General features: G+C 38.1%; 12 protein-coding genes. 2 read left to right on the plus strand and 10 right to left on the minus strand.

What is annotated here, in order from left to right; translation table 11 throughout:
• Positions 1 to 25: 25 nt before the first annotated feature.
• From yhaM to ACWM35_RS03835, 5 genes are all read right to left on the minus strand, one after another.
• On the minus strand, positions 26 to 970 hold the full coding sequence (yhaM, locus tag ACWM35_RS03815) for a 3'-5' exoribonuclease YhaM (protein ID WP_454815630.1): 945 nt from the start codon (positions 968 to 970) through the stop codon (positions 26 to 28).
• Between the two features lie 52 nt (positions 971 to 1,022).
• On the minus strand, positions 1,023 to 4,016 hold the full coding sequence (locus tag ACWM35_RS03820) for an AAA family ATPase (RefSeq protein WP_454815631.1): 2,994 nt from the start codon (positions 4,014 to 4,016) through the stop codon (positions 1,023 to 1,025).
• A gap of 18 nt (positions 4,017 to 4,034) precedes the next feature.
• Positions 4,035 to 5,252, minus strand: a complete 1,218-nt coding sequence (locus ACWM35_RS03825) for a metallophosphoesterase family protein (RefSeq protein ID WP_454815633.1) — start codon at positions 5,250 to 5,252, stop codon at positions 4,035 to 4,037.
• 103 nt (positions 5,253 to 5,355) lie between these two features.
• Positions 5,356 to 6,609: an ABC transporter permease gene (locus ACWM35_RS03830; protein ID WP_454815635.1), complete on the minus strand. Its 1,254-nt coding sequence runs from the start codon at positions 6,607 to 6,609 to the stop codon at positions 5,356 to 5,358.
• Positions 6,602 to 7,501, minus strand: coding sequence for an ABC transporter ATP-binding protein (locus tag ACWM35_RS03835; protein ID WP_454815637.1), 900 nt, complete (start codon positions 7,499 to 7,501; stop codon positions 6,602 to 6,604). The genes ACWM35_RS03830 and ACWM35_RS03835 overlap by 8 nt, the downstream gene beginning before the upstream one ends.
• Positions 7,502 to 7,884: 383 nt before the next feature.
• Between ACWM35_RS03835 and ACWM35_RS03840 the strand changes: the two genes are divergently transcribed.
• Entirely contained in the window at positions 7,885 to 8,070 is a 186-nt protein-coding gene (locus ACWM35_RS03840) for a YhzD family protein (protein ID WP_454815639.1), read from the plus strand.
• 37 nt (positions 8,071 to 8,107) lie between these two features.
• Here ACWM35_RS03840 and ACWM35_RS03845 read toward each other — a convergent pair whose 3' ends face one another.
• From ACWM35_RS03845 to ACWM35_RS03865, 5 genes are all read right to left on the minus strand, one after another.
• Complete coding sequence (locus tag ACWM35_RS03845; protein ID WP_454815641.1) at positions 8,108 to 8,899, minus strand: enoyl-CoA hydratase; 792 nt, start codon at positions 8,897 to 8,899, stop codon at positions 8,108 to 8,110.
• A gap of 151 nt (positions 8,900 to 9,050) precedes the next feature.
• On the minus strand, positions 9,051 to 10,667 hold the full coding sequence (locus ACWM35_RS03850; RefSeq protein WP_454815643.1) for a long-chain fatty acid--CoA ligase: 1,617 nt from the start codon (positions 10,665 to 10,667) through the stop codon (positions 9,051 to 9,053).
• A gap of 127 nt (positions 10,668 to 10,794) precedes the next feature.
• Complete coding sequence (locus ACWM35_RS03855) at positions 10,795 to 12,306, minus strand: coproporphyrinogen III oxidase (protein ID WP_454815838.1); 1,512 nt, start codon at positions 12,304 to 12,306, stop codon at positions 10,795 to 10,797.
• A gap of 267 nt (positions 12,307 to 12,573) precedes the next feature.
• Positions 12,574 to 13,443, minus strand: coding sequence for a Cof-type HAD-IIB family hydrolase (locus ACWM35_RS03860; protein WP_454815645.1), 870 nt, complete (start codon positions 13,441 to 13,443; stop codon positions 12,574 to 12,576).
• Between the two features lie 114 nt (positions 13,444 to 13,557).
• Positions 13,558 to 13,905 (minus strand): YlbF family regulator, encoded by a 348-nt coding sequence (locus ACWM35_RS03865; RefSeq protein WP_454815647.1) that lies wholly within the window; start codon positions 13,903 to 13,905, stop codon positions 13,558 to 13,560.
• 196 nt (positions 13,906 to 14,101) lie between these two features.
• Between ACWM35_RS03865 and ACWM35_RS03870 the strand changes: the two genes are divergently transcribed.
• Positions 14,102 to 15,460: a YheC/YheD family endospore coat-associated protein gene (locus tag ACWM35_RS03870; protein WP_454815649.1), complete on the plus strand. Its 1,359-nt coding sequence runs from the start codon at positions 14,102 to 14,104 to the stop codon at positions 15,458 to 15,460.

Raw genomic sequence — 15,460 nt, forward strand, 5'->3', positions numbered from 1 at the left:
AAAGATAACCCATGAGGATTATCTCTTATTTCAAAAAGTTTGGTTTATAAAAGGAACGATTTTCTAAAGCAAAAATCCGCTCAGAAAATTCTCCAGGTTTAACTCTTTCTAATGCACGATCCAGCATATTCATTTTTGCATCGAGATTATCGATATAATGAAGGATTTCCGCCTCTTTAATCATTGGAGGCTTCGGACTTCCCCATTCCGCTTTCCCATGGTGACTTAATACCAGATGTTGCAGAATCACTACCTCTTCTCCCGTAATTCCCAGTTCATCCGCAGCTTGACCGATTTCATTAACCATGATCGTAATATGTCCTAATAAATTTCCTTCCACCGTATAGGTAGTGGAAATGGGACCAGACAGCTCAACCACTTTTCCCATATCATGAAGGATTACCCCCGCATATAGGAGGTCTCTATCAAGGCTGGGATAGAGTGTGGAAATGGCTTTAGCTAAATCAAGCATACTAACAACATGGTAACCCAGCCCTGACACAAACTCATGATGGTTCTTCGTCGCTGCTGGAAATTCTATGAATGCCTGCTGATGTTTTTTTAGTAAATGTCGGGTAATCCTTTGGATTTTTGGATTTTTCATATCAAAAATATATTGTGTCAGCTTGCCATTTATTTCATCTTTACTGATCGGTGCAGTTTCGATGAAATCCTCAATTTTAACCGTATCACTAGGGCCAGTCCTGCGAATCTGACGAATTTTCAATTGGCTTTTTCCCCGATAATTTTGAATATCTCCAAGAATTTTCACGATCTTCTGCGCTGCGTAATTCTTCTCATCCTCTTCATTTGCATCCCAGAGCTTAGCTTCTATCTCCCCGCTTTGGTCCTGAAGGATTAATGTTAAAAATGGTTTACCATTACTGGCAATTCCTCTGGTAACGTTTTTGATCATAAGGTACAAATCCACCTGTACCCCGACTTCATAATGCAGAATACCTTTGCTCATTCCTACCCGCTCCTTCCCATTAACCAAGTATATAATATACTCTATATTATCGCTATGATATCACTTTAACTGCATTCTTTTGAAGATAAAAAACATGATCCTTCTGAAAGTACTGAAGTAAATGTGTATGACAGGTAAAAAATAATATTTGGTTTGTCTTAAACGTTTTTAACAGCTCTATCACCCTATCGGTACGCCGTGCATCAAAATTGACAAAACTATCATCAATAATAATCGGAAAGCTGTACTTTTCATATAATGTTGTTGCCAGTGCCAGCCTGATAGCCACATAGATTTGTTCCGTTGTCGCTTGACTTAATTCATTAGCTTCAAATAATGTATGGTCCCTTCTTTCGATGAGAAAACCTGTTCCAGATTTCTGTAAATGAATTCGCAGATATTTCCCTTCTGTGAGAAAAACCAAATACTCCTCTGCTTTTGCAAGCATTCTCGGCAATTGAACATGTTTATATTTTTCTACCGTCCGAGACAGTATGTCCTGTGCCAGATAATACACTGCCCATTCTTTCGCTGCTTCATCTAATTCATATTTTTGTTGTTTGAAATGATGGAGTAATTCAGAATGCACGCCGCCTTCTTCAAGTACTTGAATCTCATATTTCATGGAGGCAAGATTTTCCTGGAGCTTTGCTAGATGATCAGACAAAGCTTTCATTTCTTCCGTGATTCGGATCAGAAGTTTATCTAGATCATGTATTTGTAGATAACTCTCCCATTCTTCTTCATTTAGGATCGTGTATTGCAGCTGTTTTTGAATATCTTTTAGCCTATCGATCAACTTTATTGCCTTCTCTGATATTTTGCCTAGCTGATAGAACTGCTCTTCCGTTTCTACTTGTGCTTCATTCAGAAGTTTGTCCCGCTCTTGCTTAAGTAGTGCCTGCTCTTCACTAATTCGTGAAAAATCTACTAATAAATCCTCCAGCTTAGCTTCCTTTTCTTGCTTTTTTATTTGTTTTTCATGTTGTTCTTTCAGCTTGTTCCGCAATAAATAGGCTGTTTTGGGCAAATCATTGCTTGCATGCATGAAATAAGTATTGGCATAATAGGAGAATCTGTCCGAGATTTTATCTTGGTCAAATTTAATCCTTTCTACCCTGTCCATCAACTGTTTCTTTTCTCTGCCGGCCACTTTTAACTGTTCAATTAACACAAAGGCTTCAAAGAAGAAAGAATTGGCTAACCCAACAGGAATTTTCAACTCACTACATAATTTTAATAGCATTGTATTATTTTCAGCATTTGCCATTTCCCATTGCTCAAAGGCAGCAATTACTTTATCATACTGGATCTCCTGATGCTCAAGCTTAACCTTTAATATCTGTAACTGTTCTCTTTTAAAGTTATCGTGAGTGATTTGTGTTTGAAGATCAGAAAGATTGATTTGCTTATATTCTTCAAGTTTTTCAATTAGCGCTTTTTCTTTTTCGTATAACTGATTCAGGGCCTGACTAAACTTTGTTTCATTTTTCTTATTCTTGCTATTGCTCCAAAAGACCCCTATAAGGATACTAAAAAAGATTCCAAATCCAAATAAAAACCATTGCTTGGTAAAGAAACTATATACCGAGAGAAAAAGAAACAATAATCCAACTGCGAAAAAATGAAATTTATTTTGTTCAAAAAGCTTCCCTTCTGACTTATTTCCATTTTCATTGGTCTGCCGATAAAACTCTATTTTGTCCCTTATTGCATTTAATTCATTGCGTTTATCATTTACCTGACTGACAAGATTTTCAATCCTTGCTCTCTCTTTATCAGCCAGAATTTTGCTTTCTGCGCCCTTAACTTTTGCTTCTAAATCTTCAAGGGCCATTTTTTCCTCACGAAATTTACTTTCTAATTCTTGTTTAACTTCAAGGAGCTTCCGATTTTTTCGCGAAACTTGCTCTACTTGATCTTTCATATAAATATTTGTATTGATTGTTAAAACTTCCTCATCCTTAATTGGTAAATGAAGTTTTTCTTTTAGCGACGAAATTTTCTCTTCCAATTCCATCAATTTTATTTCCGCTTGATGTTTTTCGATTTTCAATTGGTCATAGAGTGGAACCTTGTCTAAATCGGTTAGTATGGCCGTCTCCATTTCAAGAAATGCTTCATCAGGCTGTAATGTTTCGATTTCCATTTTAATTTGATTGATTCTTTCAGCCAAACTTGAAATTTGCCCATTGTAAGGGAGAATGAATTGATTTAATCTTTCCAGTCGATCAATTCCATTAGTTGGGAATGAAATTTCCTCCATCATCTGGAGTTCTGTCTTAATCCATTTATCTTCTTTAACCAACGAATTAATTTTCTTCCACTCTTTTAGTTTTTCAAGCTTGTCTTGAAGTCCATGAAGTGAATCATTGGTTTGCTTAATCTCCCGCTGCAGTGATTCTTTGTCCGAAACCAGTTTTACATATTGCTGATTTTTTAGTGCTGCTTTTTTTAGTTCACTATTTAATTCATGAATCACTTTCAGTTTTTCATTTATTAGTGGCTTTTTTCCACTAGGCTTAAAGTAATTTTCTAATTCTTTTTGCAGCTCAGTTTCGGTTTTGGCCAACCGCTCTGTTCCTAACGTCCCTGTGGAAAATAAAAACTTGCTAAGTTCATCTCCCTTCATATGATGAATGTTTTGCAGCCCATGTATATTAAAGGAGAAAATAGCCTGAAATAATCCTTTATCAATATTTTTTAGTAGTTGGAATAAAAGTTCTTCCCCGCCAATCGTTCCATCCTCTAAAGCTATAGATACATCGCCAGCAGCTTTCCCTTTTACCCTCTCAATTACAACACGTCCGGCCTCATTATGTAGGAGAATTAGTTTGCCACCGTACTTAGGATTGTCTTTCGGCTCATAGCGAAGCTCCGAGGATTGCTTTGTGGGGAAACCAAATAGGATGCCATGAATAAAGGCCATGATCGTCGATTTGCCGGCTTCATTTTCCCCATAAAAAACTTGGAAATCAGCTAAGTTCCTAATCGTCAAACTGTTCAATTGTCCAAATCCATATATATGTATTTCAAGGATTTTCAAAACAGCAGCTCCTTTCAGTTATTGATATAAATAGCGAATTAACAGACTTTCAGCCTTTTCAATGATTTCTCTTTGTTCTTGAGTGGATAATGAGGTTAAGTATTTTCTCCCTAAAGAATGCTGATACAATGGTGATAATTCTGTTTCGATATTAGGATAGCTATCAACCGTTTTAAAGAGCTCCTCATAAAAGTTAGCTTCCTTTTTAAGAGATTCTCGATTGATTTTCTGACGCTCATTAACGATTAATTGGACGATCCAAACAAATGACTCTTCTTCCGCTTCATCATCTACTAATAATTCAAGCAGTTCACCATCAAGTGTTCTTTTTTCCAGCCAATCATCCAAATGGACATTGTTAATGTGTAATGTGAGCAGGGTTCCGCTATTCGCTTTACGATACCGATTCATTTCAACTTGGCATAATTGGAGAATTTGCCGTAAGCTCTGCGCCTCTCCTGCTTCAACAACAGCTTCCTCCCATAAACAATCGGACGTTTCAACAAATTCCAGCTTTTGCTCTAATTCATTCAATGTCACAAGATAACAGCCTTTCATTCCCGTTTCCTTTCGATTACGCCCTTGAATATTCCCTGGGTAAATAATCGGAGGTGTTTCAGATAATATTGCCCGTTTATGGATATGGCCTAATGCCCAATAATCAAATTCCTTCTCTTGTAGCTCCTTTATCGTAAAAGGTGCATAATTATCGTGATCTGCTCTCCCGCCTTCATTTCCATGAAGAATACCGATATGAAAATCTGCTGGTTCCATCTTGTTATATTGATCGATTTTTTTCTCATAAACATGACGCGTTGGATAACTGAATCCATATAAGTGGACCTTATCACCACGGATGGTTCGTAATTCCTTCATCTCAACAGAGCTGTCAAAAAAGTAAATATTCTCGGGCATATCAAGCTGGATCCATGAGCCATTTAAATGATCATGGTTTCCATGGATGACAAACACAGGAATTTGCTGCTCGGCAAGCTTATTCATCTCAGCTCGAAATCGTGATTGCGCCCGTAAACTGCGATCCTCACCATCAAAGATATCTCCTGCTAGAATCACAAAATCTACCTGGTGATCAATAGCTGCTTTTGTCAGCCTTTTTAATGCAGTAAACGTGCTCTCTCGCAGCCTAGCAAGGATATTTGCTGGTAAATGCTTTAAGCCAATCATCGGGCTATCTAAATGGAGATCTGCAGCATGAATAAACGATATTTGTTTCATAAATATTTCCCTTCGCGTCCATTTTTCTTTATTGTAACACGAATGCATGTTCTATTCAAAAAAGAATGAAAGCTTTGCCTATATTGGCAAAGCTCATTTTCGGTTATTCTTTTTTAGTTAATTGTAAAGCCTTTTTAATGTCTTTAAAGGAGTTCGATTTTCCATACATGAGAACTCCACCCTTATATACCCGGGCACCGAAAATCGCCAGGAGAATGATCGTTGCTAAAAGAACAGATATCCCAGCAATGGCCTCCCAAGTCGGGAGTGTAAGCATCCCAACTCTCAAAAACATGATCATTGGTGTGAAAAATGGGATATAAGAAGTCACTGTAATAAATGGTGCATCTGGCTTCCCTAAACCGAACATAGCAATCATAAATCCTGCAACTACCAATAGCGTCATTGGGGTAATCATCTGTTGGACGTCCTCAATCCGGCTGACCAAGGAACCAAGAAATGCTGCCAATGTGGCGTAAAGGAAATAGCCAAGAATAAAGAAAATCACCGCATAAGCAATAGTCGAAAATGGAATGTTCCCAAAACCAAAGGCATCAAAAAAACCGCCCTCGAGTGAGGATAAATTCTGCTTTATTGAATAATAGCCAACTGAAAGTAATACGGCTAATTGAGTCAAGCTCAAAAGACCAATACCAAGAATTTTTGCAAACATTTGTTTAATTGGGGAAACACTTGAAATTAAGATTTCCATCACCCGCGAAGACTTCTCCGTGGCTACTTCCATAGCAATCATACTCGCATACATAATAACCGCAAAGTAGATGATAAAGAGGAGAACATATACAAGGCCTCGTGCTTGATTTAATTCTTCTTCTGTTTTTGCATTTTCTTCAAGGGCAATTTTATCAAAGGATACAGGTTCATAAAGCTTTTGCAGCTGATCAGCAGTTAAATTTATTTTCGATGCTGCCATCATCGTTTTTAATTGTTGAAGTCCTGATTGAATTTCGGTATACAAATCGGAGTCTGCTACACTCATAGCCTTATATGTGGCTTGTGGCAACTGTTCCTCATTATAACGAATCTCTACCATACCTCGATATTTTTCATTTTTTACATCTTTTTCAGCTTCTTTGCCACTGCCTTTGTACTGAACCAAAACAATATCTTTATTTACTGTTGCTATTTGTTCTTTAAGCGGCTGATAAATCTGACCTGTTTCATCTAAAACAGCTACTTTCTCTTTACCACCCGTTTTATCGAAAGTTTCGATGATTTTATTCATATTGGTCAATCCTAAGGTAATGATGACTGTCAATATGGTAGTAATAATGAAAGATTTTGTTTTTAATTTCGTTAAGTAAGTATGAAACAAAATAATCCAAAAATTATTCATAGGAAGCACCTACTTTCTCGATAAAAATATCATTTAAAGAAGGCTCCTCAAGCTCAAATTTCCTGATGAATCCTTTGTTGACAATTTCCTTTAGTATCTTTTCAGCGATATATTCTCCTTCAATTTGAAGATGGATTCCTTCCATCGTTTTCTTGGACTTAATCACACCTTGAAACTCCTTTAAGAAATCTAATGGGAAGTCTGCATGGATGACCAGATTTTTTTTGCCAAAAGCGCGTTTGATTTCCCTTAATGATCCATGGACGACAGGACTTCCTTTGTGCATAATACAAAGATGCTCACACATTTCCTCAACGTGATGCATTTGATGGCTTGAAAATACTATCGATGTTCCATTTTCCTTTAAGGAGAGAACTGCATCCTTTAGCATCTCCACATTAACCGGATCAAGTCCGCTAAATGGCTCATCGAGAATTAATAATTTTGGTTTATGTATAACAGCAGCAATAAATTGAATTTTTTGTTGGTTTCCTTTTGAGAGCTCTTCCACTTTTTTGTTTGCATACTCTGGTATCTTAAATCGTTCTAGCCAGGAGGTTAACTCTCTCATTGCATCATTCTTTTGCATCCCTCGTAATCTGGCTAAATAGACGATTTGGTCACGAACCTTTAGTTTTGGATATAAGCCCCTCTCCTCAGGCAGATACCCCACTAAATGGCTCGTAGAATAATCTATCGCTGCTCCATCCCAAGTAATTTTTCCGCCACTCGAATCTAATAAACCTAGAATCATTCGAAATGTTGTCGTTTTTCCGGCACCGTTTGCCCCTAAAAAACCAAACATTTCGTTTTCTGGTATTTCTAAGGACAAATCATTGACAGCTGTAAATTGACCAAATCTTTTGGTAACATGCTCTAGTTTTAGTACCATCCGATTCCCTCCCTTTCAAGGTGTTACTACGTATTATTCCCATAAAAGTTTCAGTTTTGCAAAATTTTAATTATTATGTAAATATATATAGAAAAGCGGAAGCGCCTTGAACAGGGGCGACAGGCATAAGACGAGCCGGCTAGAAGGTTGCTTTTTAACCTTCTGGACGGATTGATCGAAAAGTGAGGCGACTGCTCTGGGACGAAGGCGTAAGACGACCACTGCAAGAAGGCGCTTTTTGCCTTCTTCAGGGGGCGGCTTACGACTCGAGTCCCAAGGAGCCGGAACTAGACACGCTTATGTCCCGAGCCCCTAGGCGCTAGAGCTGGACAGTTTTCAAAGTTAAAAGTATATTTTAATTATTATTGGAAGGGGGACACGAGATGAAAACTTATAAATTAACTGCCTTTGAGGCCAATGGGGAAAAAATATTAGACGAGTCATTCCAAGCAGACCATGATGAGGCTGCGAAAGGATTAGCAGAAAAACTTCTTGCGGAAAAAAATTTATTAGAAAAAACCCACCGCTGTACCTCACCAAGCGGAAAACTATTACTATTTCACACATAAAAGAAAAAACAAAGAAGCAAGCGCTTCTTTGTTTTTCTTATTTTCCGATAAACTTTGCTGGTCGTTTTTCGATAAAAGCCTTAATTCCTTCACGATGATCCAACGTTTTGCGCATATTGAATTGTCCGTGTTTTTCTAACTCCAAAATTTTCAATAAATGTGGCCGGTTCATATCCGCTAATATTTTTTTCGTTTTAATCATCGCCTGAACTGGACGGCTTAACCAATCCTCGACTCTTGCTTCCACTGCCTCCTGGAGACCTTCAGCTGCTACTTCTTGAACTAATCCTAATTCCAAGGCTTCGATAGCACTCATCATTTTTCCATCCCAAATCACCTGCTTAGCCTTCATTTCTCCTAATCTTTTTTCTAAAAAGAAATGAGAGCCACCGTCAGGAATAAGCCCAATACCGATAAAATTCATCGCTAATTTACTAGCTTTATCCGCGATGATATAATCTGTCGCTAAAGCCAAACTAAATCCAAGTCCTGCCGCAGCACCTGATACAGCACTGATAGTCAGTTTAGGTATACTATAAAGTGTGATCATTAATTCACTAATGCAATCCATTACTGGTAAGAAATCGGACTCATTCATGTTCGAAAGCATTGTTTTTATATCACCGCCAGCTGAAAAGGCTCTGCCATTTCCAGTCAAAACAACGATATCGATATCATCTGATTCAGAAATCTCTTTAAGCTTAGTGACAAGACCGCGAATCATATCCACATCAAGTGCATTTAAAGCTTCTGGCCGATTCATTGCTACAGTTGCAACTCGTCCATCCACACTTACATTCACCTTATCTGTTACAAAATTAATTGTCACCTCAAACCCCTCCACTGTCATTAGTTAATTACATTATAACTTGAAATCCCTATATAAAAAATAAATTTTCTTAATATAAGGAATTTTCAGGTTGAAATCTTATGTTTTTTCATGTAAAAAGGACAAAGGCGTCCCTTTGTCCCTGAATTATTTATTTCCTTAATACTTCCTTTTGAACTTGATCACGCAGCGCCATCTTTAAAAATTTACCGACTGAAGTCTTTGGAATTTCCTCCAAAAATACGATCTCATCTGGAAGCCACCATTTCGCAAATTGCGGAGTTAAAAATTCAATTAATTCCTCTTTTGTTACCTTGTCTTTATATGCATCTTTTGTAACCACACAGGCTACTGGTCTTTCCTGCCACCTTTCATGTGGTACAGCAACAACTGCTGCTTCGAACACCGATTCATGTGCCATTAAAGCATTTTCTAAATCAACAGAGGAAATCCACTCACCGCCGCTTTTAATCAGATCTTTTGTCCGATCAACAATTTTTATAAAACCTTCCTCGTCAATTGTGACGACATCCCCAGTATGAAGCCAGCCATCAATAAATGCATCCTTTGTCCGCTCGTCCTTATAATACTCAGAGGCAATCCATGGACCTTTAATACAAAGTTCTCCCATTTCCTTGCCATCCCAAGCCACTTCCCCATCCTTACCAACAACTTTTATATCTAAGCCCGGAACAAGTATACCTTGCTTCGATCGTAAATCCAGCCTTTCCTCCCAATCCAATTTTTGCTGATAACTCTTAATGGTCGAAATAACCGCTAGCGGACTAGTTTCTGTCATGCCATAACCATGCATGAATGGAATCTTATACTTCTGTTCATATGCCCTAATCATTCCTTTAGGTGCAGCAGAACCACCGCATAAAAGACCTCTTAAGCTGCTCATATCATAGGACCCTTCCTCAAGCTCCTTTAACATGCCTAGCCAAATGGTTGGTACACCTGCAGAAATCGTGACTCTTTCCTTTTCAATCAGCTCAGCGATTAATTTTGGTGTAAAGTTAGGGCCAGGAAGTACTAAGGAAGTCCCGAACCATACACCTGCGAATGGCATTCCCCAAGCGTTTGCATGGAACATGGGAACGATCGCTAAAGCAATATCTTTTTCACTAAGTCCAATACTATCGGTTAGACCGAGAGCCATACTATGAAGGAAAATACCACGATGGGAATAAACAACCCCCTTAGGGTTGCCTGTTGTTGCGGATGTATAGCACATACCGGCAGGATCGTTTTCTTCAATGTCCTCCGGATAGGAAAATCCTGGATCTGCTTCTGCTAATAGATTCTCATAATGGTAGACTGGCGAAAGGGTTGTTTCTGGGAGCTCTTTTTCGTCTGTCATAATGACATAAGCCTTTACGGTTTTTAATTCTGAAGCACATTTTTCGAGTAATGGAATGAGATCTGGATCTAATAAGAGAACTTTATCTTCTGCATGATTGATAATAAAGGAAATATGTTGTGGGGAAAGCCGAATGTTGATCGTATGAAGGACGGAACCGATACATGGAATGGCAAAATAGGCTTCTAAATGGCGATGATGGTTCCACGCTAATGTACCAACACGATCACCCTTTTCTACACCAAGCTTTTTCAGGCTGTCGGCGAGCCTCCTTGTTCTTTCACCGATTTGCTTATACGTCAACCGCTGAATTCCGCTTGCTGTTCGTGAAACAACCTGCTTTTTAGGAAAATATTTTTCTGCTCTTTCAACCATCTGTGTCATTGTTAAAGGTGTTTGCATCATGGCTAATTTCCCCCTCAATTAAATGGTAGCGTTTTCAATATGTGGTATTCTATGTCCGTTATCCTATTAATACTTCGTCATAATTTAAAAAAGTCCTTTATTAAGAACAAGAAAATCTCCTGCAATTTTAAGCAGGAGATCCTTTTTCAGAGAATAGTTCATCAAGTATTTCAATTTTTTTTGCTGTGTAGGTTTCAAAGCTATCATTATAGGTTTTTGGATCTTTTGGATTCGCAAATTGTGTGATCTTCCCAGATAGAGGATCAATAAATTTACTAGAAGCACCGCAGCCAAGGCCAATAATCGTTTGCTGTTCCTCCATAATCATAATATTATAAATGCTTTCCTGATTTGGCATGGAATAGCCAACATTCTCAAGGTTTCCAAGAATGTTTTTCTGCCTATAGAGGTAATATGGGACATAACCATGTTTTTCAGTCCAATCCTCTGCAAGCTCCATCATTTTTTCAACTTCTTCGCGCTCAGCTACTTTATACTTCGCTTTATTTTTAGTCATTTCTGAAGCACGTTTGAAGGATAATGTATGAACCGTAAGAGACTCCGGCATTAATTTTTTCGTTTCATGAAGTGAATGAGTAAATTCAGCAATCCCCTCACCCGGAAGACCGATAATGAGATCCATATTTATATTGTTCATGCCCATTTCTCTTGCCAAATGATATTTATCAATCGTTTCAGTAACGGTATGATGACGGCCTATTGCTTTTAAAGTTTCTTGCGTATAGGATTGTGGATTGATACTGATGCGGTCAATTTTCCACTTTCTTAATACCTCTAATTTTTCTGGAGTAATGGTATCCGGACGGCCAGCCTCAACGGTGATCTCTCGAATATTTTCAACATCAGGAAACGATGAATACATTTCCTCGTAAAGCATATCCATTTCCTCTGCTGAGATACTCGTTGGTGTGCCACCTCCGTAGTAAACCGTTGTAATCCGAATTCCCTTTTCCTTCAGCCATTCACCTATTTTTCTCATTTCATAATGAAGTCCGCCTAAGAAGGAATTTACAGAGCCTTGACGGCCATTAATCGCATAGGCAGGGAATGTACAATAGGCACATTTTGTCGGGCAAAACGGGATTCCGATATAAATGCTTACTTCTTTTTGCAATGAATAGAGGTCAGGCACAACAGCGAGCTGTCGGTCAACAATTTGCTGCATTAGGGTTATCTTTTCATCTGTAATTAAATATTCATCCTTTAATTGCTGGTGGGCAATTTCTTTAGAGGTCCCCTGCTGCACTCTCTTATGCAAAAGTTTTGTCGGTCTGATACCCGTTAATATCCCCCATTTTTGTCTAATACCAGTCCAATCTTGGAGAACGGTTAAATAGGTATGGGAAACTGCATTTTTCATTTGTTTAAATCTTTCTTTTTCTGTTCCTGAAGCTTTCAGCTCAGTATGATAGTGTGCAGTGTGGGTTTTCCCTTCCTGGTCCTTTAATTCAGTTTGGACATTTATCGATTTATCTACTTGTAACTCAAAGGTAATCACTAAATTTGCTGTATCATCTAAAGATTTAACAATCTCTGTTTCTTCAAAAAATAGGTTTGCGATTAGCTGTAACGGCCGGTTGAACCGATCATCATCTAATCCAATTATTGAAATTCGCATTACTAGAATCACTCTTTCCAATTAAGCTCCCTTAAGTGTACAAAATCAATATAACAAGGTCAATATGGTGATTAGAAAAGCGGAAGCGCCTTGGTCAGGGGCGACAGGCATAAGACGAGCCGGCTAGAAGGTTGCTTTTTAACCTTCTGGACGGATTGGCTTATGACCCGAGCCCCTAGGCGCTGGAGCTGGACAATTCTCGAAGCCAAATTTCTTTATTTTACCAATTCAAATAGACATCATCTTCACAGATGATGTCTTGGAGGATTAATTTTTTATGATGTTCATTTTCCGTAAAAATTCGATCGGGGGTTGTTTTCTGAAATGCTCTTTGACCATATAGGCGACACCTTGTTCATTATTAGATCTGGTGACCCAGTCTGCTGCTTTTTTTACTTCAAAGCTGGAATTCCACATTGCCACCCCTAATCCAGCCGCTTCAATGGCTGGAATATCGTCGAGTCCATCACCAATGACTACCATCTCTTTTAGTTGGATTCCAAGGCAGCTGCCTAAATAGGCTAAGCCTTTTAACTTTGAAACACCTGCAGGGACAATATCTAATCGTAATGAATCTAATTCAATAGTGTTGATTTCTGTAAACATTTGTTCTAGTGCATTTTTGGCATCCTGCAAATCACTTTCCTCTTCAAAATACACTTCAATTTTCGGAGGAGAAACGGGCTGCTCATGCAGGTGTTCACTAAGTGATGAAACAAATTGCTGTGAATAAAAAACAGGATCACCTGAGGTAAAAAGCGTTCTAGCCAGCAAATGATTGTTGATTTTATAACGGTTGGCTAATGAGAACTCTTCATGAACAAGCCGTATTTGGCATGGCAGACCTTCGAGAAAACTGACAGCATCATAGACGATATTCTCATTTATTCTTTGCTCAAAAATTGGTTTTTCTTCTGTACCAGCAATATAACCACCTTGATGTGTAATAAGTTTTGACTTTATTTTTAAGGCTTTTGCAACCTTCTTGGCTGATGGAAAACTTCGGGAGGTAAGCAATGTTACGTATATTCCCTTTTGCTGAACATAATCGATGGCTTCCTTTGTAGACTTATGAATTTTGCCGTTAGTTTGTAATGCCGTCCCATCAATATTCAATGCAAGTAAACGATAGATCATGAGTTGAGCCCCCTGTTCTTGGTGAAGTAACCCTTATAACACATTTATGTGGGTTTTTCAGTAGATAGAACAGAAAAAGCCCTCGGATCATTCCGAAAGCTTTTTGTTATCGTCTTATAATTGTCCGTAAAGCTCTTCCAATGGTTTCATGATGATTTGGTTTAATTCGCCAATAATCATGCTCATCCGCTGCTCTGCCTGCATTAAACGCGAAATTTTTTCGTTTTGCTGGACAAGAGCTACTGTCGCCTGAGCTTGTTGTACTTCCTGCTCCGAAATTTCCGTACCCATCATTTGCTTCTGCTGTAAATTCATCTGAATTTGACGGAAGTTATCAAACATCGCTTTTGTTTCTGCGTCTGCGTTGACTTCTTTATACATTTGCTGCAAGTGACTGTATTCATCACTTTGCCGAATAGCTTTTTCTAATTCATAGGCTGCATCATGTAAATTAACTGCCATTATTTTCACTCCTTATTGACTATCTAGCTCCAGCACCTGGGGCGCTTCCGCTTTTATCTTACGACCCATCAACTATAACAAACTATGAAGCTAATTGCGAGAATGTTCATTGAAGCAAGAATCACCATACCAGTCGTTATCACATACGATACTATATCAACGAATGCCTATATTCGCCAACAAAAGAGGAGTGAAAATGCCCCGAATAGCGATAATTCCTAGAAAATCCATGAATGATAATGATCATCTTGTACAAATGTCCCCCCAGCTTTGTAAACAATTACAACTTAAAAACAATCAAGTGATCAAGCTTTCATTAGGAAAAAAAATTATCATTATTAAAATAATAACGATACAAATGATGGCAGATGAAATGCTGCTTCCCGAAAATTTATTCTTTGCACTTTGCTTGCCCATACAAAGCTATCATTTCCAGTATCATTATATAAAAGAAAGCCGTACGCTTTATCTCGGCCCCGTAATTGGGCTATTAACTGATTTTAAAATAGAGGCAAATGAAGAGCCATATTTTCGTTCTATTCATGGTTTTTGTGAAGAACTAAATGATGGGACAAATGAAAATGGCGGTTTTTTTTATGTTTTCTCTTACCCTGAATTTGAAATTCAAGGATATTATTTTAAGGATGGGAAATGGGATTCCTCGGACCTGCCTCTGCCGGATGTGATTTATAATCGGATTCATTCGCGCAAAGTGGAGTACACCCAAGATTTTAAATTTTTCCGTGAAAAGCTTGCACAACTAAATATTCCTTTTTTTAATGATCGCTTCCTTTCTAAATGGGAAGTCCATGAATACTTAAACCATGAAAATCATATTTGTGCTCAAATACCTGAAACAAAGCTTTTTACGAAAGAAAACCTATTGGATGCAGCTTCAAAGTATGAAACGGTTTTTATTAAACCGGTCCATGGCAGTCAAGGAAGAAACATTTTCAAATTAACCAAGTCGGAAGGACTTTACTTATTGAAATCATCTGCGAAGAATTCCGTAACTCCTACTGACTTATGTACGATCGAGGAAATTTATCATTATTTAAAACCCCATTTGAACAATCGAATTTACATCATTCAACAAGGAATCCCACTGATTACCTTTGAGTCAAGAAGTATGGACTTTCGTGTGCTATGTCATAAAAACACGGAGAATTTGTGGAAAGTGACATCTGTGGTTGCAAGGATTTCAGCAGAGGAGGAATTTGTCTCTAATCTTGCTAGAGGCGGAGACATGATGACTCCATTACAAGCCCTTTCAAGGGTAATGAATAAGAATGATGCAAAAACAGTCCTATCACAAATGAAAGCATTAGCCCTAGAAACAGCTTCTAGCATCAGCCTCCATTCATCCGGCTTAATGGGAGAACTAGGCATTGACATTGGAATTGATCAAGCTGGAAAGCCTTGGCTTATTGAGGTTAACTCCAAACCATCAAAAAACTTTGAAGATGACCAAAAGAAAATAAGACCCTCAGCTAAAGCCATTATCCAATTTTGCACAATGCTGGCGTTTAATACGATTGTTGAAAAGGAGGATTAA

Source organism: Neobacillus sp. K501, from assembly GCF_053749995.1.

Bases quoted from the DNA above. Each gene is read 5' to 3' on its own strand.
- ACWM35_RS03830 (WP_454815635.1), bottom strand. From the start codon at position 6,609: ATGAATAATTTTTGGATTATTTTGTTTCATACTTACTTAACGAAATTA.
- ACWM35_RS03840 (WP_454815639.1), top strand. From the start codon at position 7,885: ATGAAAACTTATAAATTAACTGCCTTTGAGGCCAATGGGGAAAAAATA.
- ACWM35_RS03865 (WP_454815647.1), bottom strand. From the start codon at position 13,905: ATGGCAGTTAATTTACATGATGCAGCCTATGAATTAGAAAAAGCTATT.
- ACWM35_RS03860 (WP_454815645.1), bottom strand. From the start codon at position 13,443: ATGATCTATCGTTTACTTGCATTGAATATTGATGGGACGGCATTACAA.
- ACWM35_RS03855 (WP_454815838.1), bottom strand. From the start codon at position 12,306: ATGCGAATTTCAATAATTGGATTAGATGATGATCGGTTCAACCGGCCG.
- ACWM35_RS03835 (WP_454815637.1), bottom strand. From the start codon at position 7,501: ATGGTACTAAAACTAGAGCATGTTACCAAAAGATTTGGTCAATTTACA.
- yhaM (WP_454815630.1), bottom strand. From the start codon at position 970: ATGAGCAAAGGTATTCTGCATTATGAAGTCGGGGTACAGGTGGATTTG.
- ACWM35_RS03870 (WP_454815649.1), top strand. From the start codon at position 14,102: ATGCCCCGAATAGCGATAATTCCTAGAAAATCCATGAATGATAATGAT.
- ACWM35_RS03825 (WP_454815633.1), bottom strand. From the start codon at position 5,252: ATGAAACAAATATCGTTTATTCATGCTGCAGATCTCCATTTAGATAGC.
- ACWM35_RS03850 (WP_454815643.1), bottom strand. From the start codon at position 10,667: ATGATGCAAACACCTTTAACAATGACACAGATGGTTGAAAGAGCAGAA.